Raw genomic sequence first — 26,611 nt, 5'->3', positions numbered from 1 at the left:
GGGTTACGTTATCACTAACCCAACCTACGATTAAGTGTCCACAATTTTGGTTTTTTGCTCTAAAATTTCTTTGAAAATCAGGGTTAAAGCACCTAATAAGCCTAATACCACCGCCGCACTAAAAGCCGCTTCCGTTTGATAGTTTTTATAGGCTAACTCTACAAATATCGGTAAGGTTGCCGTTTGCCCGATAATACTTCCAGAAACTACCGCCACTGCTCCAAATTCCCCCATAGCACGAGCATTAGTCAGTAACACCCCATAGAGTAAGCCCCAGCGTACCGTTGGTAAAGTGACACGCCAAAATATTTGCCAGTCTGTAGCGCCTAAAGTACGAGCAGCGTCTTCTAGTTCGGGTCCGACTTCTTCCAATACGGGGATTACTTCTCTAGCTACAAAAGGGAAAGTAACAAAAATAGTCGCCAAAATCATACCGGGTAAAGCAAAGATGATTCTAACGTCAAAATACTCGATTAAACCACCAAACCATCCATTTCTACCGTATAACAACACCAGCATTAAACCTGCTACCACAGGAGAGATAGAAAAAGGTAAATCAATCAAACTCACTAAAAAGGCTTTTCCCCTAAACTCATTCCTAGCAATTACCCAAGCGGCACAAAGTCCGAAAATGGTATTTAAGGGTACACTGACAAAGGCAATGATAATGGTTAGTTTTACCGCTTCTCCAAATTCTCTCTGTTGTAAAGCCTCAAGAAAAGGCTGTACTCCTTTATGGAAAGCCTCAAAAAATACTGATATAGCAGGAATAACCAAGATTAAGGCTAAATAGATTAAAGAGATGATGATTAACCACGTTTCCACAGATTTAATTTTCTGCATAACTACGTCCCCACTGTTGTAAGAAGTTAATGACGAATAAAATTATTAAAGAAATAAGTAAAAGCACTGCCCCGATGACAGTAGCACCTACATAGTCGTATTCTTCAAGACGTTGAAAGACTAACACTGGGGCAATTAAGTCTTGAAAAGGGATGTTAGAGGCGATAACTACAACTGAGCCATATTCTCCTACAGCCCTCGAAAATCCTAAAGCAATTCCCGTTAAAATCGGGGGAATTAGAGGAGGTAAAATGACAAGGCGAAAAGTATCCCAATCGTCTGCACCTAAAGCCCAAGCGGCTTCTTCCGTTTCTTTCTCTAACTCTTGCAATACTGGTTGCAATGTTCTTACTACGAAGGGCAAAGAAATAAATAACATCGCCACAAATACCCCTAATTGAGAAAAGGCGATTTTAATGCCAAAAGGTGTGAAAAATTGCCCAATCCAACCACTAGGGCTATAAACGGTGGCTAAAACTAACCCAGCTACGGCGGTAGGTAGGGCGAAGGGAATATCAATCATGGCATCGAAAATTTTGCGCCCCGGAAATGTATATCTAACTAAAACCCATGCTAATAATGTTCCCATTAAGCCATTAATAGCCCCGGCAAAAAGGGCGGTAACAAAGGTTACTTGATAAGCTGACATTGCCACATCGGAAGTCGCTATTTCCCAAAATCTAGCAAATCCTAACTCTGAAGATTTTAAAATTAATGCAGCCATCGGTATTAATAACATAATCGTTAAATATCCAATGGTGACAGTCCAAGGTAAGGATATTTTTGAAAGAAAATTAGTAATACTATTTACTTTAATTTCTATGGGAGGTTCGTAAAAAATATTAGTCATAAAAAAATTGAGAATTGAGAATTGAGAATTGAGAATTGAGAATTGAGAATTAAGAATGGAGAATGGAGAATGGAGAATGGAGAATTAATTATTATTAGCTTCTTAATACCTATAATAAGCAAGATTTTAACCACCTAATAACCAGCCTTCAAAATCCCAATCTTTAATTAAAGTTTGTCCCTTTTCATTGTTTGTCCAAACTTCAATATCTAGTTGTTTAAGGTAATTTAACCCCTCTTTTAAATGTTGGTTTTCCCCTGATAAAACTAAGTTAAACCAACCATCTCCATCTCCATATTCACCTAACAAAGCTGAGGTTATATTAACTTCTAATTTATAGTTAACTGCTAAATCAAAAATTATCGGTTTTTCCAAATATTTGGGAGGAATATGTAAGGATATTTTTAGGGATTTTTTTTCTGGCTCGATCGAGCTATTTGTCATAAATTTATCCTGATTTATTAATAGTAATTTTTACTTACGGAGATTGGCAAAAATTCGATCGAATACAGCACCATCATCAAAGAAATCTTTTTGAACTTGATCCCAACCGCCAAAGGCTTCTACGGTAAATAAATTATCCACTTTGGGATATTGATCCTTAAATTCCTCAAATATTGCCTCATCCACAGGGCGAAAACCGACTTCAGCAAAGGCTCTTTGAGCTTCGGGAGTATATAAAAATTGCACAAAGGCTTCAGCTACCTCCCTTGTACCTCTTTTATCTACATACTTATCTACAACTGCGATCGGTCCATCAATAGAAATATTTTTGTCTGTAGGTATCACATAAGGTTGAGTTTCTCCCTTTAACTTAGCTAGTAAAATTTCATTTTCGTAATTCATTAATATATCTCCTTGCCCTTGTTTATAAAATACGTCCGTTGCTTCTCTAGCATCTTTGGGCAATACGGGGACATTTTTATAGACACTGGTAACAAATTCTTCGGCTTTTTGAGCATCCCCTCCTGATTGGGTAATAGCTCCCCATAATACTAAAAAGTTCCATCTAGCACCCCCTGAAGTTTTGGGGTTAGCGGTGATGACTTTAATATCGGGATTAGCTAAATCTGCCCATGTGTTAGCGGTTTTACCTCCCTCTCTACTTACCAAAGCTACCACCGATCGAGTTACAATACCATTATTAGGTACTTCTTGTTCCCAACCCGGCTCGATTAATCCTGCTTGTTGAATTTTGAGGGTATCTGCGGATAAGGCTAAACCCACGACATCGGCTTCTAATCCGTCAATAACTGCCCTAGTTTGCGATCCAGACCCGCCATAACTCTGTTCCACTACAACTTTTTGACCTGTTTTTTCTTCCCATTCCTGAGCAAATTGAGGAATGATTTTTTCATAAGCAGCTTGTGTTACAGCATAACTAACTAAGGTAATTTTTACTTCTGGTTTCGGGCTAGTTTGATTACTGGTTTCTGTAGTGGTGCTTGTATTGTTTGTATTGGTACAAGCGGTAATCACACCGCTAATAGCTAAACCAATGATAAATCCTTTAATTAACTTATTTTGTTTTTTCATCCCTTTTGTTTCTACATTTTCTTTGACTACTATCTTAATTGATAATTAAAAATTTTTCAATACATTTTTGATGCAGATTTAATTTATATCCAAATAACTCCATAGTAAAAAAACCTGAGTTCGACATAAGTAAGTGAGTAAAATTAATTGTATATTTACCTTAAGAAAGGCAAGAGGCAACATGGTATTGAGAAAATTTTATTAATTTCAAAGTCCACAATCTATTTTGCATCAGTACTTAAAAATAGATGATGAATGACTTGGAAGACTCCGAAGACAGGGAGATAAAGAAGTGATATAATTTTAGATAAAACCTTTTTCCCTTTTGATCTCAAATGGTGGGAATCTTCAACTCAAACAAATAGAATCGGTGAAAAATAATCACAACTATATTCAAAAAACAATCCTTAAAAACGGTATTACTTTAATCGTTATCGAAAATCCTACCACCGATATTATTGCCGGGCGCATCTTCTGTCGCAATGCAGGTAGTTTATGGGAAGCAACTTCTCAAGCTGGTATTTTTCACCTTCTCGCTAGTGTTATTTCTAAAGGCACTCGTAACCTATCTTCTTTAGAAATAGCAGAAAAAGTCGAGTCGATCGGTGCGGCTTTAGGTACAGATACCTCCAGCGACTATTTTTTGGTTAGTATGAAGACTATTACGGAAGATTTCCCCGAAATTCTTACCCTTGCTTCCGAAATCCTCCGTTATCCCTCTTTCCCTGAGTCAGAAATCGAATTAGAAAAAAAGATTACTCTACAAAATATTCTCTCTCAAAAAGAACAACCTTTTAACCTTGCTTTTACTCAGCTACGGGAAATGATTTACGGTGAGCATCCCTACGGTTTTTCTGTGTTAGGTACGGAAGACACTGTTAATAATTTAACCGCCGATGACTTGAAAAAATGTCATCAAAGGCACTTTACTCCTGATAACTTGATTATTAGTTTAGCAGGAAAAATCAATTTAGCTCGATCGATCGAACTGGTAGAAAATATCTTCGGTGACTGGCAACAAAACCCTAATGAAACTCTACAACTAAAACCTTATCATTTATCTTCTCGATCGAACTTCCATAAAATAGAGCAAGATAATCAACAATCTATCATTATGATGGGATACCTCGCCCCCGAAATCACCCATCCAGATTACCCCATACTCAAACTCTTAACTACCTATTTAGGTAATGGCTTATCCAGTCGTTTATTTGTAGAATTGAGAGAAAAACGAGGTTTAGCTTACGATGTCTCGGCATTTTATCCCACCAGATTAGATAAATCTCAATTCGTGTTATATATGGGTACTGCTTCCCAAAATACAGAAGTCGGACAAGAAGGACTCTATAACGAAATTAAGAGGTTAAGAGAAGAAAAACTGAGTATGGAGGAGTTAGAGGTAGCAAAAAGTAAACTTTTAGGGCAATATGCCCTAGGAAAACAAACTAATGCCGAATTTGCCCAAATTTTTGGCTGGTATGAAACCCTCGGCTTAGGCATCGAGTATGATGATATTTTCCCTCAACTTATCACTAACATCACCCTTGAGGATATACAACCAGTAGCGAATCAGTATTTACAAGATAGCTCTCTTTGTGTTTCGATCGTGGGTAAATAAGGCATTTAACCTTTACCACAAACTAGAGACTCTCTCAAAGATTAGGCATACAGCGAATTTTTGGAAAAAGAATAATCATCTTCTTGGGTAGTGGAAGAAGGGATATGATTTTGAATCATTGTAACTAAATTGTCTAAATGTGACTTTTTACAAAAAATATCATTTGCCTTAATAAAGGTAGCGTATTCCCTTTCCGATTTATTGTCATATTCCGTTAAAAGAATAATCGGTACATCTTTAAAAGAAGAAGTCGATCGTAAAAACTTACACACGCTATAACCATCTATAGTGGGCATTTGTGTATCTAGTAAGATTAACTGTGGTTGTTCATCTAATAATTTTCCCATACCAGCCATAGGTTCATCAATACCTAATATTCTATGATCTAATTCTTCTAAAAATTTTCCCACTTTTGACATAAATAGTGAACAATCATCTATTACTGCAATCACGGATTGTTTCACATATTGGGATTTTGTTTCAATGCTATTAACTGGCTCTACAACTGATTTTGAGTAACTCATGCTCCAATCCTCACAGTGATTGATTTCTTTAATGGCTAAATCATAGCTTAAAATTGTGAAGAAATTGTGTAGAAAATGTAAATATATTAATTTTTTTTAAGTAACTCATGAATGAATTAATAATGGTGAATTAGGAGAGATGCGCCACAACTGATCTAATTTGGTGGCGGGCATGGTTAAATAGAGAACATCATTACTTTTCAGCTCTGTTTCTAATAAGTTCCAACCATGAATATTTTTCCCGTTTCTGGAGATATAAAGAGGTACAAAATCTGATTGGGTGGCTATTTGTTGCACTAATTTATCACAAAAAGGATGATTTGGGGTGATCATAGTGGCTAATGCTACCCATAATAAATCATCGGTCATGCCGTTGCCCAAAATTCTTCCTCCCAAGGCGGCAGCGGCAAAGGAATAAGTGGCTAATTCGGTGGGGGATAAGACATTCTCGAATTGAAATACTTGTTTGACGGATTCGGCGAATTGGTTATCTTGTACCCTGAGAATGACAGGAATTTGCGCAGATAGGGCTTTGACGGTTAAGGCAATTTCTACGTTAATCATGTCATTACTGGTGACAATAATGATGGCTTCTGCGTCTTCGACATGAGCACTTTTCAGGGTGTCAGCGAGGGAAGCATCTTCCACGATGACGGGAATCCCCATCGATCGAACGGAGTGCAAAAATCGGTTATTATAATCTGGTTCGATAACGACTATTTCATGCCCTTGGGTGTGCAATTCTCTGACAACTTCCATGGCAACATTACCTAAACCACAGATAATATAATGGTGTTTAGTTGGCACTCTTGCCGCATCCCAAAATTGTTTTAAACGACTACCTAAAACGAAATCATTGATTAAAGCGTAACAAATACCCACAATTCCAGCGCCCACAATCATCATAATGGCGGTGAATATTTTAATAATATCTGGTGCGGATTCGGCGACTTCTTCTTTTCCTCCAGCGCCTGTTATCATGCCAACGCTAAAATAAAGAGCATCTACGGGGGAAATTTCCCAATTTACACATAAATAGGTAAAAGTCGCTATCAAAATTAGGGTTAACAGGGTTAATGTCACCATAATCATGGATTGAGCATATTGTTTGTAAGTGTTTATATTAACTAATACTTTCCACCATCTCCACAGAAAAAAAGCTCGTTTTTTCTTCATTTTGGCTTTGTCAGCTACAATTAAATGATCTCCTAATTGTAATTCTCGATCGTTTACTACTGCGGAAATTAAATCTGTTTCTTGATGTTTGGGTAAGTAATAAATCAACATTTGATCGAGATTATCCCATAGTTGAGCTAAACTTAATCCATACCAAGGATGCTCTAAAGTAATAACTTCTTCATGTAATGCCCATGTTTGGTCAAATAATTTTAAATGTCCAATGGCTTTATTTCCCAAGGCAGAAAAGGCAAAAATGGGAGCGGCTAAAGATGGTACACTCATACTAAAGTGATCCGTTAAGGTTCGATCGAGCCTCGCCCCTAGGGTATGATTATAGATACGATTAACGATGCGTATTTTCGGATTTAATACCCTCGCTTGAGTCAAAATTGCCACATTCAAAGCATCATCGCTATTAGCCAAAACAATGGTAGATGCTTTTTTAATTCCTGCTTGGATTAATACTTGGGGAGAGCGTAAATCGCCTATGATGATATTATCATCGATTTGAGTAGTCATGGTTCGATCACGAAGTGGCGCTGCGCGATCGCTAATACCAATAACATTCGCCCCCTGTTGTTTTAATAAATTATAGATTTTATAACCCGTACATCCTAAACCAGAGACAATTATTAAAGGTTTCATATTTTTCCACTCAACTATTTATTAACCAATCATTGACAGTTGCTCTCTCACACTGCACTATAGATATTATCTCTGACTCCTGTGATAGTAAATGTAACAAGACAAACAAATCCACAGTTGACAGTTGATAATTAATTGTTCTATAGTTTCGATATAAAATTTATTGGTGAAAATAAGGTATCAGATTAAAAAAATTAACCTAAAACCTCAAACCTCAAACCTCAAATATCCTCCGCCTTGTCTCATTAAATCAGTGAAAAATAATAGTTTACCACCACAGAAAATATCCGCTATCAACGAATTTTTTTGGGCATTAATTGGTTTAATGTTGACCATTTTTGGTACTTTTGTAGAAGTATTCGTGGTTTTACCCGTCACCAGCAGTGATTTAGAAAACTTAAAACCTTCATCCCTTGGCATCACCTATCAATTAGCAGGGGTATTTTTTACGGGATTAGTCGGAGGAAAAAATGCCGCCGCCTACGCTCAAATTTCCTACGTTATCATGGGATTATTCAAACTACCCATTTTTTATCAAGGAGGAAGCGTAGAGTATTTTCAATATCCCAGTTTCGGTTATATTTTGGGCTTTATTCCGGGCGCTTGGTTATGTGGTTACTTAGTCTTACCCGGTAAACGCCGTTTAGAATTATTTGCCATGAGTGCCTTTTTGGGCTTATTAGTTATTCATCTTTGCGGTATTATTTATCTTCTGCTTTATACTTTTATTACTCCTTTATTTGGTAATGTTTTAAGTGATACCTATTTATGGGATGCTATTAACTGGTATTCCATAACTCCTTTTCCTGCACAGTTAGCTTTAATTTGTGCCGTGTCAGTAATTGCTTTTATTCTCAGATTGTTTTTATTGTATTAATTAAATAGTTAGTAAGAATTAATGAAATATTAGTCAATAAATTCTCAATTCTCAATTTTCAATTCTCAATTAATTATATGTTTTTATCTAAAAATAAATTAGATTATTCCCTTGATTTAGATTATCAATATCCCCTTGTGGAGATGTTTCACTCTATTCAAGGAGAAGGTTTTTGGAGTGGTGTAAATGCCTTTTTTATTCGTCTGGCAGGATGTGATGTTTTTTGCCCTTGGTGTGATCAAAAAGAAACTTGGAGTATGAAAAAATATCCTTCATTAACTGTAGAAAATATTGTTAATAATCTCCAAAATATTAATACTAAACATATTATTATAACTGGAGGAGAACCGTTATTACATAATCTTTTTCCTTTGACAAATGTGCTAAAAAAACAAGGCTATACAACTCATTTAGAAACCTCTGGCACTCATAATTTTACTGGAGATTTTGATTGGGTAACTTTCTCTCCAAAACCCTACAAAAAAATCCATGAAAGTATTTATGATAGTGTAGGAGAATTAAAGGTTGTTATTGATAATGAAAATGACTTTATTTTTGCGGAATCAGAAGCTAATAAAATAGCTAATAATATCCCAAAATATTTACAACCCCAATGGGAAAATCCTCTCAGTCAAGAGTTAATTTTTAACTATATTCTCCATCATCCTCAATGGCGTTTAAGTTTACAAACTCATAAATTTTTAGGAGTTAGATGAATTAAGAATTAAGAATTAAATCCTAGTTTTTTATTCTCCTATAAAATGCAACAGATAATAATAATGGTATATAGGATTTTTTAATAATTTATTTTTTATGAGTTTTAATCTATCTATTTATGTGATTTGTGGTGGTTTTAATTCTCCTATTTTAACTACTAATTTTTATCATTATTTAACGACTATTAATAATAAGATTAACCTTAATAATACTGTTATTTTTCAGTTCGATCGCACAGCACCACTTCGTGCTCGAACTCCTAATATTTTGCCTTATGATGGTTATAATATATATCAATATCTGAGGAAAAAATATCAAAATTTATCCTTATATAACTTGACATTTATCGGTTTTAGTGCAGGGGTTATTGGTGCAATTATTGCAGGAAATTTATGGAAAAAAAACGGTGGAAACGTAAAGAAATTATTGGCTTTTGATGGTTGGGGAGTGCCTTTGATTTGCGATTTTCCTTGTTATCGAATTAGTCATGACTATATAACTCATCTTAGTTATTTAGGCGGTGAAAAAAATGCCTTTTATTGTTATCCCTCAGTATCTCATGAACAATTATGGCACAATCCACAAAATATACAAGGTTGGTGGCAAATAGAGTTAGGAATAAAAACTAAAAGCACTATATCAGAGTTTCTTTCATCTCATCTTTAACTGAATGAGAAATGAAGATTAAGCTAAATAAATCCTTCAAAAATAATTGTTTATTTTTTCGTAGGGGTTGAATAATATTCAACCCTGACACCGTTTTAACCTAAATTCTCTTTCTGGTTTTCACAAAAATAAGAGAATTATCAAAAATTGTAAATTTTTACTCACAAAATCTTTAATTTTCTAATAATTAACTTATAATTATGAGTCATATTTAAAAATTATATTAATCAAAATTTAGCCCAATTATGAGTAATCTCTTAACCCTTGATTTATCCCATATTCGCAACGGTGAAATTCAAGATTTACAAGGAGTAAATTTAAACGGATGTAATCTGTCAGGTGGAAATTTAGCTAAGGTTAATTTTTCTAGTGGTACGTTAATGGGAGCAAATTTGACGGGGGCAAACCTACAAGGTGCAATCTTACGTTGCAATCTCAGGGGGGCAGATTTGACAGGGGCAGATTTACAGGGTGCAGATTTACGAGGTGCAGATTTACGAGGTACAATTTTGTTATCGGCACAAGTCAATAATATCAGTTTAGCAGGAGCGTTTTTAGGCGGTGCGATTCTAACTCATTTAGATTTACGAGGTGCAGATTTACGAGGTGCAGATTTACGAGGTGCGAATCTGGTAGGAGCTTGTTTACAAAATACAGATTTAAGTAATTCTAATCTTAGTGGTGCAGATTTGTCTCAAGCAGACATGGAAGAAGCTAATTTGATAGGCGCTGTTTTTCTCGGTGCAAATTTACAAGGGGCAAATCTCTTATGTGCTTCGATCGAAGTTAGTGCTTTAGACTATTGTTTTAAAGAGGGAATTTGTCTTGAGGGCATTTATAATTAGGTGTTGTGGAAAAAGTGTTTTGATGGAGGTAGGAGTTAGAAGACAGGAGACAGGAGCTTTTAACTGTTAACTAATAGTTTATTATAGTTGTTTATACCTACTCACGGGATAAAGGTTGACATTTTTTTAAAATATGTTAGCTTTTAATGAAGTCGATAACCAAGACTGTTAAAACTATTTAATTTAAAGATTAAATTAAATAAAAAATTAGTTATTATTCAAGATTAATCAATTAATTAGAATAATAAAAGTAGGGTGGGTTACACCCGAATCAACGCTTGTGGACAGTATCAAGCCGACTTGACTGGTAGAAGCAAGAAGTAAACGTCATAGGTAACTATGAGTAAGTTTTATATAACAGACAGGATACAGAAAATTAAACGTAACGAAATATTGCTAAGAATTAGATAGAAGGGTGCGATCGCCTTAAACTAAGAAATGGTCATTATTTTATCACTTTATATTAACTATGTTTCCTATTAATCGTCCTCGTCGTTTGCGCCAAAATCCTCAACTGCGACGCATGGTGCAAGAAACCATTTTAACGGCTAATGATTTGATTTATCCCTTGTTTGCAGTACCCGGTAGTTCGATCGCCAAAGAAGTTGTATCCATGCCCGGTGTCTATCAATTATCCGTGGACAAAATTGTGGAAGAAGCCAAAGAAGTCTATGATTTAGGCATTCCTGCCATTATTTTATTTGGTATTCCCACCGAGAAAGACAATGACGCTACGGGAGCATGGCACGATTGCGGAATAGTACAAAAAGCCGCTACCGCCGTTAAAGAAGCTGTACCCGATTTAGTAGTCATTGCTGATACTTGTCTTTGTGAATACACTCCCCATGGGCATTGTGGTTATTTAGAAGTAGGAGATTTAGCAGGGCGAGTATTAAATGATCCTACCCTTGAGTTACTGAAAAAAACCGCCGTTTCCCAAGCAAAAGCAGGGGCGGATATTATTGCGCCATCGGGCATGATGGATGGTTTTGTTACGTCCATTCGTCAAGCCTTAGATGAGGCAGGTTTTGAAAATACTCCTATCCTATCCTATGCCGCTAAATATGCTTCAGCCTATTATGGCCCTTTTCGAGATGCCGCTGAATCTGCGCCTAGTCATGGTGATAGACGCACTTACCAGATGAATCCCGGTAACGCCCTTGAAGCCTTAAAAGAAGTGGAATTAGACATCGCTGAGGGTGCAGATATGCTCATGGTAAAACCTGCTTTATCCTATATGGATATAATTTGGCGTGTTAAAGAAATGACTAATTTACCCGTAGCCGCCTATAACGTTTCCGGAGAATATTCTATGGTGAAAGCCGCCGCGCTCAATGGTTGGATTGACGAGAAAAAAGTTACCCTTGAAACCTTAACCAGTTTTAAACGTGCTGGTGCAGACTTGATTTTAACTTATCATGCTAAAGATGCGGTACGTTGGCTCAATGAGGTGACTTTTTAGTCGTTTTTGAAGGAGGTGTTGAGGAGTTGGGGAGATGGGAAGATGGGAAGATGGGGAGAGGGGGAGATAGGGAGAAAAATTGTTAATTGTTAATTGTTAATTGTTAATTGCTAATTCTTAATTCTTAATTCTTAATTCTTAATTCTTAATTGATTAATAACTCGGCAATTTGTACAGCATTTAAAGCCGCACCTTTACGAATTTGATCACCACATAACCAGAGTTCGATCGAATTTTCGTTAGAAATATCTTGTCTAATTCTTCCTACTAAAACATCGTCTTTTCCTGTGGCATCCATAGGCATAGGGAAATAATTTTTATCCCAATCTTCTAATAATTTTACCCCTGCTGATTTAGCGATAATTTCTCTAGCTTTATCCACAGAAAAAGGTTGAGCAAATTCAATATTAATGGCTTCCGAATGTGCCCTTAATACTGGCACTCTCACACAAGTAGCACTGATACGCAAAGAATCATCATGAAAAATTTTGCGTGTCTCATTAACCATTTTCATCTCCTCCTCACAATAGTTATTATCCATCAGGGGGGAATTATGGGGAAAAAGATTGAAGGCTAAAGGATAAGGTAACACTTCTGCTATGGGATTTTCAGCGTTTAAGATAGCTTGGCTTTGGATTTTTACTTCTTCCATCGCCCTTGCTCCTGCACCACTAGCGGATTGATAAGTAGAAACTATAATTCTTTTTATGGGTTGAATTTGATGTAAGGGATAGAGAGCAACCCCCATTAAAATAGTTGTGCAATTGGGGTTAGCAATGATTCCTTTGTGCTTAAAAGCATCTTCAGGATTGATTTCGGGTACAACTAGCGGAACATCGTCTCTCATGCGAAATGCACTGGAGTTGTCAATCATAACTGCTCCTGATGATACGATCGAATCTGCCCAGATTTTAGAAGTTGAGCCTCCTGCGGAAGCTAAGACAATATCGACATTTTTAAAGGAATTTTCATCAACGGCTTGAACTTCAATTAACTCATCTTTAAAGGCGATTTTTTGTCCCGCCGAGCGAGGGGAAGATAATAATTTTAACTCTTTAATGGGAAAATTACGTTCAATTAATAAATCAATAATTTCTGTACCAACTGCACCCGTTGCTCCTAAAATAGCGACATTCACTGGATTAGACAAATATTTTTCCTCCTGATAATTAGAATAAATTTAACAATAAAAAAACTTTGAAAAAAAGCACAAATTAAATTATAATCTTTGACTCTTCTACTTTGAGTATGATAAATTATTGATGAAGGTAGGCAAAAGGTAACAGAGAATTTCAAAATTAATAATTTATAAAAATTAGATTTTGATTTTAGTGTAAGCCTTATTTAGTAAAAATTATAGCTTTTATTTTTTATTAATTTATCATAACTACTGTAGAAGAGCCTAATCTTTTTTGTATATTACCTCAGTTCGATATAAGAAAAGTGGTGAAAACGAGACAAGTGGACAAGTCGAATGGTAGAAAAATTCCTAATATTTCGATGCCCTTGAAAATAATTTTATTGATTCAGGCAAAATATAATCTTCCTGTCTTCGGAGTCTTCCAAGTCATTCATCATCTATTTTTATAGTTGACTCAGGTTGCCTTTTGCCTTTTGCCTTTTGCCTACCTTTATCAAAATACTTTTTCAGCAGACCCTAATTAATAATTTATGTCTCTACAATAACTGAACTTTAATGCTAATGACAAGACGATCGAGCTTTGTGAAATCTAGTAAATTCTATGATTTTCAATATTATTATAAATACTGTCATTATTACAATAATTCTTAAATTTTCACCCTTAACCAACCAAAAATATCCCCTAAAGTTAGCTTTAATTCTTGAGCAAAATCTGGCACGGGGACTACTTCATTTTCAACCTCAAAATATAAAGGATGACTATTATTGGCGTAGGTAAAAATTATTTTCTGATTAGGATCAATTAACCACCCTAATTGAGTACCATTAGTTAGACAATGAACAATTTTTTTCGTAACTAAACTCATGGATTGTTCAGGACTTAATATTTCAATTATCCAATCAGGAGGCAACAAAAATTGATTAGATATTGTACCATCATCATTGACGGGTAAATGCTCCCATGTGAAAACCGCCACATCTGGCACAATGGATTTATCAGTGAAAGTACATCTCAACTCAGGAAAAGCCCATGCAATTCGTGCTTTTTTTGTGACAGCGTTAATGGTGGTGACGAGTTCACCTTGAATCGTGCTATGTTGTCCTTGAGGCATAGGTTTTGTGTAAATATTTCCGTCTATATATTCTTGAGGTGGTTTTGTTTCTGGCTGTTGCAAAAATTCCACTAAGGTAATGGCTTTGGAAAGGGTTTGAGTCATAGCTTTTTTGACTTTGGCTATAGCAATAATGGTTTATTTTAACATTTACATTAAGTATTTGAACGGTTCGATCGAGCAGAACCGCCCTTGGCGATCGAGTTTTAAAGGTTTTATTACAACCTTCTTTTGTCGAACTCCGAATCAACCATCAAGAAATATGGAAAATTATTACTCTACCAAAATTATATTATTAATTTCAATATTTAAACTAAATTAATTACCTGTTCTAAAATTTTAGTAATATTGCTCATACTATAATTATTTACACATCTTTCTCTAGCTAAATTTCCTTTATTTTGTGCCTGAGTATAATCAGCAAAAATATCTCTTATTTGTTGTGCAATTAACCCCGAAGATTGAGGTTCAATTAAATATCCTGTATCCTGTAAAATATTAGGAATTTCTCCCACTTTTGTCGCAATAATTGGTTTTGCCATTGCCATTCCTTCGATTAATTCTAAAGGAAACTTAGCACAATTTGTTGAAGTTGCTCTTGGTGTCACCATAATAATATCACTCATAGCGATCGAGCGTGGCATATCATCAAAGCCTTGAGGTTGAACTTTTATAATCCATCTTCCCCACTTCTCTATTAAAGTCTTAACATAACTAGATTGACTTTTATTTCCTCCTACTAATACTAACTTTAAATCATCTTCATTTAAACTATCTAAAGCGATTAATATATCTTCTAAACCTTGATCTGGTTTTGCTGTACCTGTGAACATTAATAATCTATTATTAGATAATCCTAATTGAGTTTTGATCCCATCTCGATCGCACAGCGCCACTTTGTGATCGAACTTGAGAGGATCAAATAAATCCGTATCTTTAACATTAGGTAAATAAGTTCCACCATAGCGATATTCTAAAAATTTACTGCTCACAGTGATACCATTTGCTTTTTCGATCGCTTTTTCTAACCACTTAATATATAAAGGATATTGAGGTTTTTTCAACTCACTATTACTAGCTAAAAGATCATTAATTAAACTTCCTTGATATTGCCAATCATCACCACCAAATTGTGCCATTTCCCAATCATCAAAATCTAAAATTATGGGTTTTTTATTACGCCAAGCCTTAATTAATGCCATACCAAAGCTACTTAGTTGGGGCTTAATTACATATAAAATATCTCCATCAATTTCTTTAATAAAATCTAACGTTGTGGTAATAAACTTAGGTAAATTTACCCCATGAAAATAAGTAATTGGTAAAGAATAAGGAGGCTCTGGGTATATTTGTTCTCCATATAGATACCCAAAAATAGTGACTTGATAACCTAACCTTTGTAACCCTTGGGCGATGACATAACCTCTTGTTGTACCTTGATTCGCCAAGTCAGGAATGATTACAGAGATTTTAGTAGGATTTGTCATAATTAGGGTTTAGTGAAAAAGTCTTTTCTGAATTATAGAACTTATGAGTCAACTCTAAATGTAGGGTGGGCGATGCCCACCTTATGATTTTATTAAGCAATTAAACTTTCTGCATAGAGGTAATTTTGTTTATTTTCTCTCATTTCTAAAGGTGTTACTATATCCGTAACGGTAGTGATAGAGGGTAAATAAACTTTTTCTACGGTGGGGGTGAATCCTAACCACTGTTTAGAAATTTTAGCAAAATCTTCAGGCTCACCACTAACACAAAAGCGAGTAGGTAAAACTAGATCATGATTTCGTAAATTCATTAACTCTAACTCTTTTTCCATAGCCTTAACCACATAATCCGCAGGATCGATTAATGCAACGGAAGATGGTAAAATATCTTTGAATAGTCCTTGTAAATGAGGATAGTGGGTACAACCATAGATAAGACTATCAATATCATTTTTGATTAAAGAAGATAAATAATCTTCGGCTACTTTTTTCGTATAAGGATCATATACTCTATTTTGCTCAATTAATGGCACAAATTCAGGACAACCTACTTGCCACACATCCACTTGAGGATTAATTTCTTTAATGGCGTTACGATAAGCATTACTTTTTGCTGTCGCTACAGTAGAAATAACCCCGATTTTTTTACCTCTTTTAACCGCACCTTTTGCACCGGGGTGAATTAAACCTAAAATAGGGAAATTATATTCTGATTGCACTTCTTCTAAGGCTAAAGCGGAACTTGTATTACAAGCCATAATCACCATTTTAACTTGTTCATTAGACATCCAATCAAGAATTTCTCTGACAAATAAAATAATCTCCGCTTTGGAACGAGTACCATAAGGAAGACGTTCAGTATCGGCAAAATAGAGGATGGATTCTTGAGGTAAATGACGATAAAGTTTCCGAAGTACCGTTAACCCACCGACTCCACTATCAAAAACACCAATTCTATTACCCAAACTATGTTTCATATAATTATCATGATTGCGATTAAAATTATCTTAATTTAAGCAAAAGTACTTAGAAAAGTAAATAGAATTGTCAAAAAAACCGAGCTGAGAGATAAATTTCTCGATCGAGGTAGGTAATCGTTAACTTTTAAAGTCGATTGGTACGAATATACTCGATAATACCAGCAGCGATCGCTTCCGACATTTGACGTTGAAAACTAGGATTACTGAGTTTAGAAGCATCTTCTATCCCCGTAACAAAACCTGTTTCTAACAAAACCGAGGGCATATTGGAAGCGCGTAAAACATAAAATCGAGCCTGTTTCACCCTTCGATCGCGCACATCAACTCTGCGTATGACATTACGATGAATAGTATCAGCTAAGGCTCTACCATTCTGAAAATAATAAGTTTCATAACCACTGACTTGAGGTTTTCCAGCTCCAGCAGAATTAGCATGAATACTCACAAATATATCAGCATTCATCCGATTAGCCATCGCCGATCGTTCCTGTAAACTGACAAAATAATCACTATCTCTAGTCATTCTTACCTGTATTCCCTGTTGCTCTAAAATACGAGCTACCTGTTGAGAAATAGCTAAAACAACTTGTTTTTCTTGAAGACTATTGATACCCACTGCCCCTGGGTCTTTTCCACCGTGTCCGGGGTCTATTACAACTAAAGTTTTTCCTCTGGTGGGAGGGCGATTATTGGGAGAAGGATTATTATTAATGGGGGGTAAAGGTTGGGGTTGCCAAGTACTACCTCCCGGAGTTTGATTAAAAGGATCGGGCGGTGCTTGAGTTATGGGTATAGATGTATTGGGATTTGGTCTCCAATTACTTTGAGGAGTATTGGAGGAACTCAGACGATTAAAAGATAATGCTAAAAGTCTGTCACTAGGTTGATTTAGTCGATCGATCCTTGCTCCCACAGCAGTTTCTATCAACAATACAACAGTTTTATTATCGGGTTGCCAAATGCGCATTCTGGAGATAGGACTGCCAGAAGGTAAAGAGGGGTTTCTAAAATTAGGAGCTAAATCAGTATTTTCTAAGCGAATTTGATAAACCGTATTTCCTTGAGTCCAACTACCTTGCCCATTAATGGGTTGATTACCCCTAATCAATAGCTGATTATTGAGCAACTCGATCGACTCAATGCTAGTTTTAGCGGTATTAACAGGGTTATTTATCGCTGTTTGTGTTCTAATAGAATTATTGGGAGGATTTGCATTTGGTTCTCTTGACTGGTTATTATTGGTGTTAGAAGCACCAGAAGGCAAGTCCACCACTCGACTAATGCCCCCTTGAGGCCATAAAACTAATCCGCCCATACGACTAAAACTCGCTTGCCAGTCAGGGCTATCAGGATTAACATTTAAAGTTAATAAAGTCGATCGTTTTTGTTGACTAATTTCCACATCAGACACCCCATATTGATTTACATTCCAAGACTTGGGGAGAGTATTGGGAATCGTCAGATTGGCAATCTCAAAATTAATTTTACGGCGATCTTGACTACGTTTGACACTAATCTTATTATTATTTCCCCCATCAATACCCACAATAATACCGCTAGGAGTTACTTGCAATCCTGAACCTGAAGCATTATTGCGATTAGTAGTGAGAGGAGGATTCGTGTTCGTGTTATTAGATTGATTTGGTACGTTAGTAGGAGGATTAGAGGGAGTAGGAGAGTTCGATCGTTGAGGAGGAGGTAATTCTACAGACCACTGAGTAGGAGACATTCCTTTAATTTTAATACCTTGAGGATCAACTATATATCCGGGGGCTAATTCAATGACAACCCTAGTGGTTCTTGCATCAAACTGACCTATTCTTAGATTAGTCACAACTCTCCCTAAACTCTCATTAACAGTGGGTCGTCCCAAAGTAGTACCGGGCAAATCAATAACTAAACGAGTCGGGTTAGTAATCAGTTGAGCAGTGGGTTGTACCCCTTGATCTGTGGTAAAAATCAAGCGATTTTGATTAGCTTCAAAACGCCAAAATAAAAGTCTTCCAGCATAGGCAGGAGTGGCTAACATGAGAAAGGTTAGACAACTTAAAATTAAAGAATAAAATTTCATCATAGTAGTTACTCCTCACAATAATTCTGAATAGGGTTTAGTTAAGTATAAATAAGAAAATATTTTAATAAAGATAATATATTTTAATGACAGATTAAAAAAGTTTTTGTTTCTACTGCCAAGAAATAATATGGAATGGATGACTCTAAGAATTGCACCATAGAAACAGATATATAATAACCTTTATTTCTCATTTTTTATCAATGCTTGATTTTATATCTAATAGATTTCTCCAAAAAACATTTTTTATTTGCTCCTATGGGGTTTAATGTTTCCTATCTTCACCAAAATACTTTTTTAACACCCCTAATTATCTTTTGCCGATCGTATTCATAAAAGCGGGTCTTTGGGTGATATTCTGGATATATTTAGTTATAGCAGGATAATTACTTAAATCTAGTTTTAATAAAATTTGAGTATAAGCTAACATTGAACCTACAGCCACATCAACAAGGGTAAATTTTTCCCCTAATAAATATGAATTATCTTTCAAAATATTTTCTAAGGGTGGCAATAATTTTGACATTTCTTTTTCTCGATTTGCCTCAATAAATAACCCTGTGGCTAAAGTGGAATTAGCAAATAAAATCCATTGATTGAGGATGCTTCTTTCTTCTAAAGTATCAATTTCATTACCATATTTTTCGGCTAAATATAGTAAAATTGCTCCTGATTCCCAGAGTTTAAAATCACCATCGACAATTACGGGAACTTTTCCCATAGGATTTAACTCTAAAAAAGCGGATTGTAAATGTTCTTGTTGTGCCATATCAATCAAAATATAGTCATAGTTAAGATTAATTTCTTCTAAATACCATTGAATAATGGAAGCACGACTACGACTACCACCGTATAATTTTAATGTGGGATTTGAATTATTGATAACTTGATTCATGGATTTTTTTTCTTGATTTTTGATAAAAATGAAGGAGTTTTCCGAATATTTTTTCTCTGAAGGAATTATTTTTTTAGCGTAAACTGGAAGTTGTACAAAACAAATAAATAATAGAAAACTTAAACTAAATGAATGATATTTCACTAGGGAAATTAGGGGAAATTTTTTAGAGGATTTTATGAGTATGGGAATGTTGTTTTACGTTATCATCATCAGAAACTTTATGAACACTATTTAAGACTCTTTTTCTTTCTAGGGAGTAGTTAAAATCACCTTTTGATGTACCTAATTTGATATATTCTTGGGCGCTTGGTTTACTTTTGTAGGTACGGGTGGCGGCTAAAGTTCGATCGACAAAATCATCACAAAATTGACTATCTGCTGGAAATTCCGAAGGTTTTTGTATGGCATCTTCCCGAATAACTTGCCCGATAGTGGTGGCGATCGCCAATTGATAGGAAGTAGGAATTTCTTTAAATAAGGCTTCTAAGGCTGCGGATGGTATAGGCTCAATTACTTTTATTTCTTTGATTTCGCCTTCATCTCGAATAAAACAAGTTGCCAACCCAAAGACGCAATAATCTTCTTGAGATATACCTAATTCTGACAATTTACTGCTCATAAATATAATTTACTTAATTCTTTCTCCAAATTATAACTGAGTTTTACGGCGTTGCGTCATTGCTGATTTGTCATTAGATTTGTTTCATTCTCCATTATTAATTCTCCATTAGACATCTCCATTAATTCTGAAAACAAGGACTGAAGCCCTTACTACAAACCAATGAAAAATAATTTTTGGAGAAGTCTATTCTTAATTCTTAATTCTTAATTCTTAATTCTTAATTCTTAATTCTTAATTCTTAATTCTCCATTCTTAATTCTTAATTCTTAATTCTTAATTCTTAATTCTCCATTCTTAATTGTCTTTGATATTCTCCCAATAAAAAAGCAGTGGCGATCGCAACATTAAGAGATTCAACACCATTATTAAGAGGGATTTTCACATTTTCCGTTGCCAAACTAGCCAACTCTGACGATAAACCCTGCGCCTCGTTACCCAACAATAAGATAGTCGGTTTCGTAAAATCTATTTGCCAATGGGTTTTTTCCCCCTCCAAAGATGTAGCTACAATCTGATAACCTTGGGATTGATATTTTTTGACTAAAGAAACGAGATCATTTTCTACCTTAGCTTGAATCTTAAACCATTCTCCTACGGACGATCGCATCACTTTGGGGTTATCTAAATCGACACTATCACCACTCAACCAAAGAAAGTCCACATTCATCGCCACGCTAGTACGAATTATAGTACCTAAATTGCCGGGGTCTTGGATTCGATCGAACACTAACCCCAAATTAATCTTATCAGGAGGTAAGCTCGATCGAGCAGTACGAGAAGCCGTAGCAATTACCCCGTCTGGATTAACCGTAGTTGCCATATTTTTCATCAACTCAGGAGAAACCGTTTCTAATCTTTGCGCTTGAATTTGTAAAGTTTGCCAAAGAGAATAATTTTTTTTCTGCCATAACTCCGTAGTTAATACCGTCATCAAAGGATAATTAACCTTACTAGCAACTTCTAATAAATTTGTACCTTCCAATAAATGTAAATTTTGTCGATGCCTTTCCTGCGGTTTATGTAACTTCCGAATTTCTTTAACAAGGGGATTTTGCAAACTGGTTAACATATTATTTAAAATAGTAACGTAATTGTTACCTTATTCTATGATTACTATAAAAGAGTATATTGATGTATTGGGAGTAAATCATTTTAGTAAGTGGTTTAAAAACCTAAATGCCCAATCTTCGGCAAAAATTGTTATATATTTAACTAGAATAGAACAAGGCAACTTTTCTACAGTTAAAAGTGTTGGACAGGGTGTTTTTGAGTCTAAAATAGATTTTGGACAAGGGTATCGTATTTATTTTGGAAAAGATGGTGAACAATTAGTTATTTTACTAGGCGGAGGCACAAAAAAAAGACAGCAACAAGATATTCAAAAAGCACAATCTCTTTGGCAAGAATATAAACGCAGAAAAACAGGAGGAAAATAGTTAATTATGGCTTTAACTAAAGATTTTAAAGATACTATTCTAAAAAGAGTACAAGAAGATTCAGAGTTTCGTATTTGTCTATTAACTGAAGCCATCAACTGTTTTTTAGAAGGTGATACAGAAACAGGTAAAATTATTTTAAGAGACTATATTAATGCGACTATTGGTTTTGAAGAATTAGCAAATTTAACTCAAAAATCTTCTAAAAGTTTAATGAGAATGTTGAGTGTAAATGGAAACCCTTATGCTACTAACTTATTTGAAATTATTTATTATCTTCAAAAAAAAGAAGGGTTAACTTTAAAAGTCTCAGTTTTAAAATAATACAAGTTACGCATCATAGAAAGAAAAATCGTAGCTTTAAAGATGCCTCAACAAACTCTATTAGCACAAAATTTCGTTTCACCTTTCATAATCTAATGGCATCCTCCAAAACTTGTTTCTTAATTCTTTCCTTTAAAGAAGTTTCTGTAGCAACATCAATTTTATAATTTAATAACTTCTCTAAATCTAATATTAACCCTGATGGAAACCATGAACTAATTTTATCTAAAGAATAATCTACTAAAAAATCAATATCACTTTTTTCATCGGCTTCTCCCCTAGCAACTGAACCAAAAATTCTGATATTAAATGCCCCGTGATTCTCAGCAATTTTTATAATTTCTTCTCTTTTAGAGTGCAATAGTTTTTCTATTTCAGACTGAATATCAGGCTTAATTTTTTTATTCACTAATTTTTAATGACTAGAAATTAAACTTACTATTGTTAATTGTTAATTGTTAATTGTTAATTAACGGATATATTCTTTAAGAATACTATTGCGGTTAGGATGACGTAATTTGCGCAACGCTTTAGCCTCAATTTGACGGATTCTTTCACGGGTGACATTGAAGATTTGACCAATTTCTTCTAATGTCTTCATGCGTCCATCATCTAAGCCATAACGTAATCTTAAAACATCGCGCTCACGAGGGCTTAAAGAATCTAAAACATTTTCTAAATCTTCTCGTAATAAATTTTTCGATACTTCATCTTCAGGAGTTTCCCCGTCAGCTTCAATAAAATCCCCCAATCGAGAGTCTTCTTCTTTCCCGATGGGGGTTTCTAGGGAGATAGGTAATTGAGCGGATTTGGCAATAAAACGCAACTTTTCGATCGTCATCTCCATATCTTCAGCGATTTCCTCCTCTGTGGGTTTACGCCCCATTTTTTGAGAAAGCATCTTAGTGGTTTTTTTGATGCGAGAAATAGTTTCGTAAAGATGCACGGGAAGCCGAATAGTACGGGATTGATCAGCGATCGCACGAGTAATGGCTTGACGAATCCACCATGTAGCGTAAGTGGAGAATTTATAACCCTTTTCGTGATCAAATTTTTCGGCGGCACGAATTAAACCCAGAGAACCTTCTTGAATCAAATCTTGGAACGACAAACCACGATTCATGTACTTTTTAGCGATCGAAACCACTAAACGAAGGTTAGACTGTACCATCTTATCTTTTGCTCGTCGTCCGATATGTAAACGGCGGTTAAACTGACGCAGATTAGGAATATCACAAGCGATCGCCCATTCTTGATCCGTAGGAATACGCCCAAGGTGTTCCATCAAAGTAGCCCTGATATATTCTAAATCTAATAAATCAGCAATTTGTCGGGCTAACTCAATTTCTTCCTCCGCCCGAAGTAACCTGATTCTACCAATTTCCTGAAGGTAAATACGGATAGAATCTTCCGTAAATGGTTTTTTCTTCGTCGTAGGAGTGCGACGGCGAGTAGCGGGTAATTTACGGGCTTTTTTACCATTTAGATCACTTTCTCCGATGGAATCAGCCTCTGGAATCATCTCTGATAGTTCACTTTCCATCGTTACCATGGAACTATGAAAATTACTATCAGAACTAAAGTCGAACATTTCCTCGAAATCATTACTGGGGGAGATAGTTGCGAAAATTTCTTGTGTCTGAGTCATGCCGTTTTCCTCTTACTCCTTCTGAAAATTTAGCTAGAAGATGAATTTTTAAAATCAAAATGTTAACAAAAAACACAAATAGCACAAAACCCTCGATCAACATAATTTAACTATTCAAAGTCATTAATTCCATCCATCGTAATCGATGAACAAAAAAAACAAAATAATTAGAATAAAGTAAAATCATCGGTATCGAATTAAAGTACTGTTGTGATAGATATTCTTCAGGAAAATTCCTGAAACCCTTAAGAAAATCACGAGTTTAACGTAAATTTCTAAAGACTGCTTTCTCGATCGTCCACAGTCTGATATAGTTAGTAATTGTCGAAAAAAGATTTATTCGGGTTATGGGATTACCCTAGTATTGGTCAAACTTGCCAGAATCTGGCACAGAAAATTGTTTTCATAGTCAGTAACATTTTTCCGTTTTCCCTCATAATCTAAATCTTCTTATATTTGAATCCCTGATTAAACACTAATTCTTCTTAATAATGGGTTAAGAAGTTTTATTAGTTAAATCTTCAGATATTGTAATGAATTTCACAGAAAATAGCATCCGTAAGCGATATTTTTTTATAAATTAATAGCTTAGGTATGCAATAGTACATAAGTTCTATCCAGTTTTTAATCTTTATACTCTCTGAACACTAGGTTAACAAACCTTTGGGGTTTTGTGGGGAATATCTGTAAATTTACAGACTATTTGTCATCGAATGTTAATGATTAAATAGATAATTTTTTTCTAAGTTTCAACTATAATAACTCTATACCTAGTGGTATTAACTAAGTACAATTAAATTTTAACACTACCTATAGAATTATTCTTATGTTTCTCAGTTTTATCATTACCCCACAAAAATACCTAACTATCAATCATTAATTGTCCATTATTAATCACGATCGGAAAAGCCATCACAATATTTTCCCGTTGATAAACTTGGTGAATTTCCTTAATAAATTCATGGGTGATGATAAATCGATCGAAATATTCATTAATTTTCAAATAAACTATGAGATCGATCGCATAATAATCAAATTTTTCATACCTTAAAAAAGGCTCAAAATCTTTCACACCTCCTTCTACTTCCTCTAAAATATGTTTAGCAATATCTAAAGTAATTAACTCCACTTTAGCCAAATCATTATCATAAGCAATACCTATTTTTATCGGTAACAAAAAAGCAGAATTAGATAACGTATAATTTTTAAAACTAGCATCAATAATTTGTCGATTGGGAATAACGATTATATTCTCATAAATATCTCTAATTAACGTATATTTTAACTCCACATCAATCACATAACCTTCCTCACCATTCTTAAATTTAATATAATCCCCAGGGCGAATTTTACGAGAAACAATAATATTAATCCCCGAAATTAAATTACTTAAAGTATTTTGAAAAGCTAAACCGATGGATAAACTACCCACCCCAAAAGCCGTAATTAACGCAGTAATTTGAATGCCGATCGACTGTATAATAATTAAAAAACCGATACTAAAAATTAAAACCTTCGTTAAATACTCAAATAAAGAAGTAATCGAAAGACTCGTCTCATTTTTTTTGCCATATAGTTGAATACTACTCACCGCTAAACGAGAAGCTAAAATAGTTCCCCCAAATAATCCAATAACCATTAAGATTTTTTGAATTAAAATATATAACGCCGAAGGTAAAGTAAGACTAGGTAAAATAAGCGCGATCGAGCCGACAATTGACCAAATAAAAATGATGCCATCAAAAGACTCTAAAATAAAAGAATATTTTCGCAATAAATTATTATTATCAGGATTTTCCCTTAATTTTTTCAACCTCTTTTCTACCAAAAATCCGATCAAGGTTATCATCAACACGACTATAATCGGTGCTAACCATTTAACAATTAAATTCCAATTTAATGACCACATAAAAAAATCCCAAAATAATCAATAACAAAAACTTAATAAAATCTCGCATCAGGGTGTAGAGACGTAAAATTTTACGCATCTACCTGAAATATGTCAGATGCCTATTGATTTAATGACACCGTAAAATGTCATCCCCCACAAACAAAGCGTAAAGAAAAAAATAAAAAATAATTATCAAGTACCTATTGCGTTATTATCCTTTTATGGTATATAATGATTGTTTGTGACTAAAATTACAAAAATTAGCCCCTCAAAGATACTGAAATAATGAAAATTATAAGTCAATATTTTAAGTCTGTTGAGGTTTGTAAGGCTATTACTAATCTTTAAGTTGAGATTAGTAGTTGAAAAGTGTCTGTATAAAAACCAAACATAACCAAGGAGTTAGTATCTAAGTCTAACTAAAAATAGTAACTCCGAAATTATAATGCAGACAAATCTCAGTCAGAAAGAAAATTCTTTCCCTGAACCCAATCGTGTTGTTTAGCAATTTAGAGGGACAGATTCCGTGAGCTTAGGCGTACTCGGTACAAAACTAGGCATGACCACCATCTTTGACCCCGAAACAGGAAATGCAATTCCTGTCACAGTAGTTCAAGCAGGTCCATGTCGAGTAACTCAAATCAAAACCAAAGAAACAGACGGCTATACTGCCGTTCAACTCGGATACAGTGAACTGCCCGATCGAAAACGTACCTTAAACACTAAAGAGCCTAAAGAAGTTAATAAATACTTAACCAGTCCTGAAGACGGACATCTAAGAAATAAAGGACTTCCTGCTTTACGTCATCTCAAAGAATATCGTTTAGACGATGTAAGTTCATTTGAAATCGGACAAATCATCGGTGCAGACTTATTTGAAGAAGGTGCATTAGTGGATGTAGGCGGAAAAACCATCGGACGAGGCTTTGCTGGTTATCAAAAACGTCATAACTTCAAAAGAGGTAATATGACTCACGGTTCTAAAAACCATCGCTTACCCGGTTCGACAGGTGCAGGTACAACTCCCGGTCGTGTTTACCCCGGTAAAAGAATGGCTGGACGTTATGGAAACACTAACGTCAAAATCCGTAAATTAGTTGTCGCTAAAATTGATTCCGATCGAAACTTATTATTGATCAAAGGAGCAATCCCCGGCAAAACAGGCAACTTAGTTAGTATTACCCCAGCCCTCATCGTAGGTCAAAAGTAAATTAACTCATAGATAAACGAAATTTCATT

The 26,611-nt window shown here is 34.9% G+C and carries 26 protein-coding genes; 9 read left to right on the top strand and 17 right to left on the bottom strand.

The annotated features are described in order from the left end of the window. Window positions 1-30 precede the first annotated feature (30 nt). The 4 genes from cysW to SYN6308_RS21135 form a co-directional block, all read right to left on the bottom strand. Window positions 31-843, bottom strand: coding sequence for a sulfate ABC transporter permease subunit CysW (gene cysW, locus SYN6308_RS21150; RefSeq protein WP_017296468.1), 813 nt, complete (start codon window positions 841-843; stop codon window positions 31-33). Beyond that, window positions 830-1,693, bottom strand: a complete 864-nt coding sequence (gene cysT, locus SYN6308_RS21145) for a sulfate ABC transporter permease subunit CysT (RefSeq protein WP_017296467.1) — start codon at window positions 1,691-1,693, stop codon at window positions 830-832. Before cysT ends, cysW begins: the two co-directional genes overlap by 14 nt. Before the next feature lie 126 nt (window positions 1,694-1,819). Further along, window positions 1,820-2,137, bottom strand: coding sequence for an NIL domain-containing protein (locus tag SYN6308_RS21140; RefSeq protein ID WP_017296466.1), 318 nt, complete (start codon window positions 2,135-2,137; stop codon window positions 1,820-1,822). 30 nt (window positions 2,138-2,167) lie between these two features. Then, window positions 2,168-3,229 carry a sulfate ABC transporter substrate-binding protein gene (locus SYN6308_RS21135; RefSeq protein WP_017296465.1) on the bottom strand — a complete coding sequence of 354 codons (1,062 nt, stop codon included), beginning with the start codon at window positions 3,227-3,229 and terminating at the stop codon, window positions 2,168-2,170. A gap of 370 nt (window positions 3,230-3,599) precedes the next feature. Here SYN6308_RS21135 and SYN6308_RS21130 point away from each other — a divergent pair, with 370 nt between their 5' ends. Beyond that, window positions 3,600-4,847 (top strand): M16 family metallopeptidase, encoded by a 1,248-nt coding sequence (locus SYN6308_RS21130; RefSeq protein WP_026102204.1) that lies wholly within the window; start codon window positions 3,600-3,602, stop codon window positions 4,845-4,847. A gap of 41 nt (window positions 4,848-4,888) precedes the next feature. Here SYN6308_RS21130 and SYN6308_RS21125 read toward each other — a convergent pair whose 3' ends face one another. Beyond that, the gene (locus tag SYN6308_RS21125; RefSeq protein ID WP_017296463.1) at window positions 4,889-5,371 is read right to left on the bottom strand and encodes a response regulator; all 483 of its coding nucleotides are present in this window, start codon (window positions 5,369-5,371) and stop codon (window positions 4,889-4,891) included. A gap of 105 nt (window positions 5,372-5,476) precedes the next feature. After that, window positions 5,477-7,195, bottom strand: a complete 1,719-nt coding sequence (locus SYN6308_RS21120; protein ID WP_017296462.1) for a potassium channel family protein — start codon at window positions 7,193-7,195, stop codon at window positions 5,477-5,479. A 253-nt stretch (window positions 7,196-7,448) separates the two neighbouring features. On the opposite strand from SYN6308_RS21120, the gene SYN6308_RS21115 reads away from it, so the two are divergent. From SYN6308_RS21115 to hemB, 5 genes are all read left to right on the top strand, one after another. Beyond that, window positions 7,449-8,072 (top strand): biotin transporter BioY, encoded by a 624-nt coding sequence (locus SYN6308_RS21115; RefSeq protein ID WP_052312656.1) that lies wholly within the window; start codon window positions 7,449-7,451, stop codon window positions 8,070-8,072. Window positions 8,073-8,149: 77 nt separating this feature from the next. Then, window positions 8,150-8,788, top strand: a complete 639-nt coding sequence (locus tag SYN6308_RS21110) for a 7-carboxy-7-deazaguanine synthase QueE (protein WP_017296460.1) — start codon at window positions 8,150-8,152, stop codon at window positions 8,786-8,788. A gap of 97 nt (window positions 8,789-8,885) precedes the next feature. Then, window positions 8,886-9,455, top strand: coding sequence for a hypothetical protein (locus tag SYN6308_RS21105; protein ID WP_017296459.1), 570 nt, complete (start codon window positions 8,886-8,888; stop codon window positions 9,453-9,455). 245 nt (window positions 9,456-9,700) lie between these two features. Further along, complete coding sequence (locus SYN6308_RS21100; RefSeq protein WP_017296458.1) at window positions 9,701-10,300, top strand: pentapeptide repeat-containing protein; 600 nt, start codon at window positions 9,701-9,703, stop codon at window positions 10,298-10,300. Between the two features lie 469 nt (window positions 10,301-10,769). Continuing rightward, window positions 10,770-11,762: a porphobilinogen synthase gene (hemB, locus tag SYN6308_RS21095; RefSeq protein WP_017296457.1), complete on the top strand. Its 993-nt coding sequence runs from the start codon at window positions 10,770-10,772 to the stop codon at window positions 11,760-11,762. Window positions 11,763-11,907: 145 nt separating this feature from the next. Here hemB and SYN6308_RS21090 read toward each other — a convergent pair whose 3' ends face one another. From SYN6308_RS21090 to SYN6308_RS21055, 8 genes are all read right to left on the bottom strand, one after another. Continuing rightward, on the bottom strand, window positions 11,908-12,912 hold the full coding sequence (locus SYN6308_RS21090) for an aspartate-semialdehyde dehydrogenase (protein WP_017296456.1): 1,005 nt from the start codon (window positions 12,910-12,912) through the stop codon (window positions 11,908-11,910). Window positions 12,913-13,550: 638 nt separating this feature from the next. After that, the gene (locus SYN6308_RS21085; protein ID WP_017296455.1) at window positions 13,551-14,120 is read right to left on the bottom strand and encodes a Uma2 family endonuclease; all 570 of its coding nucleotides are present in this window, start codon (window positions 14,118-14,120) and stop codon (window positions 13,551-13,553) included. A gap of 203 nt (window positions 14,121-14,323) precedes the next feature. Beyond that, window positions 14,324-15,502 carry a glycosyltransferase gene (locus SYN6308_RS21080; RefSeq protein ID WP_017296454.1) on the bottom strand — a complete coding sequence of 393 codons (1,179 nt, stop codon included), beginning with the start codon at window positions 15,500-15,502 and terminating at the stop codon, window positions 14,324-14,326. Window positions 15,503-15,594: 92 nt separating this feature from the next. Next, window positions 15,595-16,479, bottom strand: a complete 885-nt coding sequence (gene murI / locus SYN6308_RS21075) for a glutamate racemase (RefSeq protein ID WP_017296453.1) — start codon at window positions 16,477-16,479, stop codon at window positions 15,595-15,597. 127 nt (window positions 16,480-16,606) lie between these two features. After that, on the bottom strand, window positions 16,607-18,553 hold the full coding sequence (locus SYN6308_RS21070) for an N-acetylmuramoyl-L-alanine amidase (protein ID WP_017296452.1): 1,947 nt from the start codon (window positions 18,551-18,553) through the stop codon (window positions 16,607-16,609). A gap of 310 nt (window positions 18,554-18,863) precedes the next feature. Continuing rightward, the gene (locus SYN6308_RS21065; RefSeq protein WP_026102203.1) at window positions 18,864-19,448 is read right to left on the bottom strand and encodes a glutathione S-transferase family protein; all 585 of its coding nucleotides are present in this window, start codon (window positions 19,446-19,448) and stop codon (window positions 18,864-18,866) included. Between the two features lie 166 nt (window positions 19,449-19,614). Beyond that, a complete protein-coding gene (locus tag SYN6308_RS21060; RefSeq protein WP_017296450.1) occupies window positions 19,615-20,070 on the bottom strand; it encodes a hypothetical protein in 456 nt (151 codons plus the stop codon). A gap of 283 nt (window positions 20,071-20,353) precedes the next feature. Further along, the gene (locus SYN6308_RS21055) at window positions 20,354-21,142 is read right to left on the bottom strand and encodes a TrmH family RNA methyltransferase (RefSeq protein ID WP_017296449.1); all 789 of its coding nucleotides are present in this window, start codon (window positions 21,140-21,142) and stop codon (window positions 20,354-20,356) included. Between the two features lie 37 nt (window positions 21,143-21,179). On the opposite strand from SYN6308_RS21055, the gene SYN6308_RS21050 reads away from it, so the two are divergent. Further along, window positions 21,180-21,509 (top strand): type II toxin-antitoxin system RelE/ParE family toxin, encoded by a 330-nt coding sequence (locus SYN6308_RS21050; RefSeq protein WP_017296448.1) that lies wholly within the window; start codon window positions 21,180-21,182, stop codon window positions 21,507-21,509. A 6-nt stretch (window positions 21,510-21,515) separates the two neighbouring features. Beyond that, window positions 21,516-21,833: a helix-turn-helix domain-containing transcriptional regulator gene (locus SYN6308_RS21045; protein ID WP_017296447.1), complete on the top strand. Its 318-nt coding sequence runs from the start codon at window positions 21,516-21,518 to the stop codon at window positions 21,831-21,833. An 85-nt stretch (window positions 21,834-21,918) separates the two neighbouring features. Here SYN6308_RS21045 and SYN6308_RS21040 read toward each other — a convergent pair whose 3' ends face one another. The 3 genes from SYN6308_RS21040 to SYN6308_RS23150 form a co-directional block, all read right to left on the bottom strand. Then, window positions 21,919-22,242 (bottom strand): nucleotidyltransferase family protein, encoded by a 324-nt coding sequence (locus SYN6308_RS21040; protein ID WP_017296446.1) that lies wholly within the window; start codon window positions 22,240-22,242, stop codon window positions 21,919-21,921. 60 nt (window positions 22,243-22,302) lie between these two features. Continuing rightward, window positions 22,303-23,481 carry an RNA polymerase sigma factor RpoD gene (gene rpoD / locus SYN6308_RS21035; RefSeq protein ID WP_017296445.1) on the bottom strand — a complete coding sequence of 393 codons (1,179 nt, stop codon included), beginning with the start codon at window positions 23,479-23,481 and terminating at the stop codon, window positions 22,303-22,305. 862 nt (window positions 23,482-24,343) lie between these two features. Next, on the bottom strand, window positions 24,344-25,390 hold the full coding sequence (locus SYN6308_RS23150; protein ID WP_017296444.1) for a mechanosensitive ion channel family protein: 1,047 nt from the start codon (window positions 25,388-25,390) through the stop codon (window positions 24,344-24,346). A gap of 508 nt (window positions 25,391-25,898) precedes the next feature. On the opposite strand from SYN6308_RS23150, the gene rplC reads away from it, so the two are divergent. Then, on the top strand, window positions 25,899-26,582 hold the full coding sequence (gene rplC, locus SYN6308_RS21025; RefSeq protein ID WP_017296443.1) for a 50S ribosomal protein L3: 684 nt from the start codon (window positions 25,899-25,901) through the stop codon (window positions 26,580-26,582). The last annotated feature ends 29 nt before the right edge of the window (window positions 26,583-26,611 follow it).

Origin of the sequence: Geminocystis herdmanii PCC 6308 (genome assembly GCF_000332235.1) — a bacterium.
Lineage (GTDB): Bacteria > Cyanobacteriota > Cyanobacteriia > Cyanobacteriales > Cyanobacteriaceae > Geminocystis > Geminocystis herdmanii.
The sequence above is the reverse complement of the archived record's forward strand: the minus strand, read 5'-3'. Positions and strand labels throughout refer to the sequence as shown.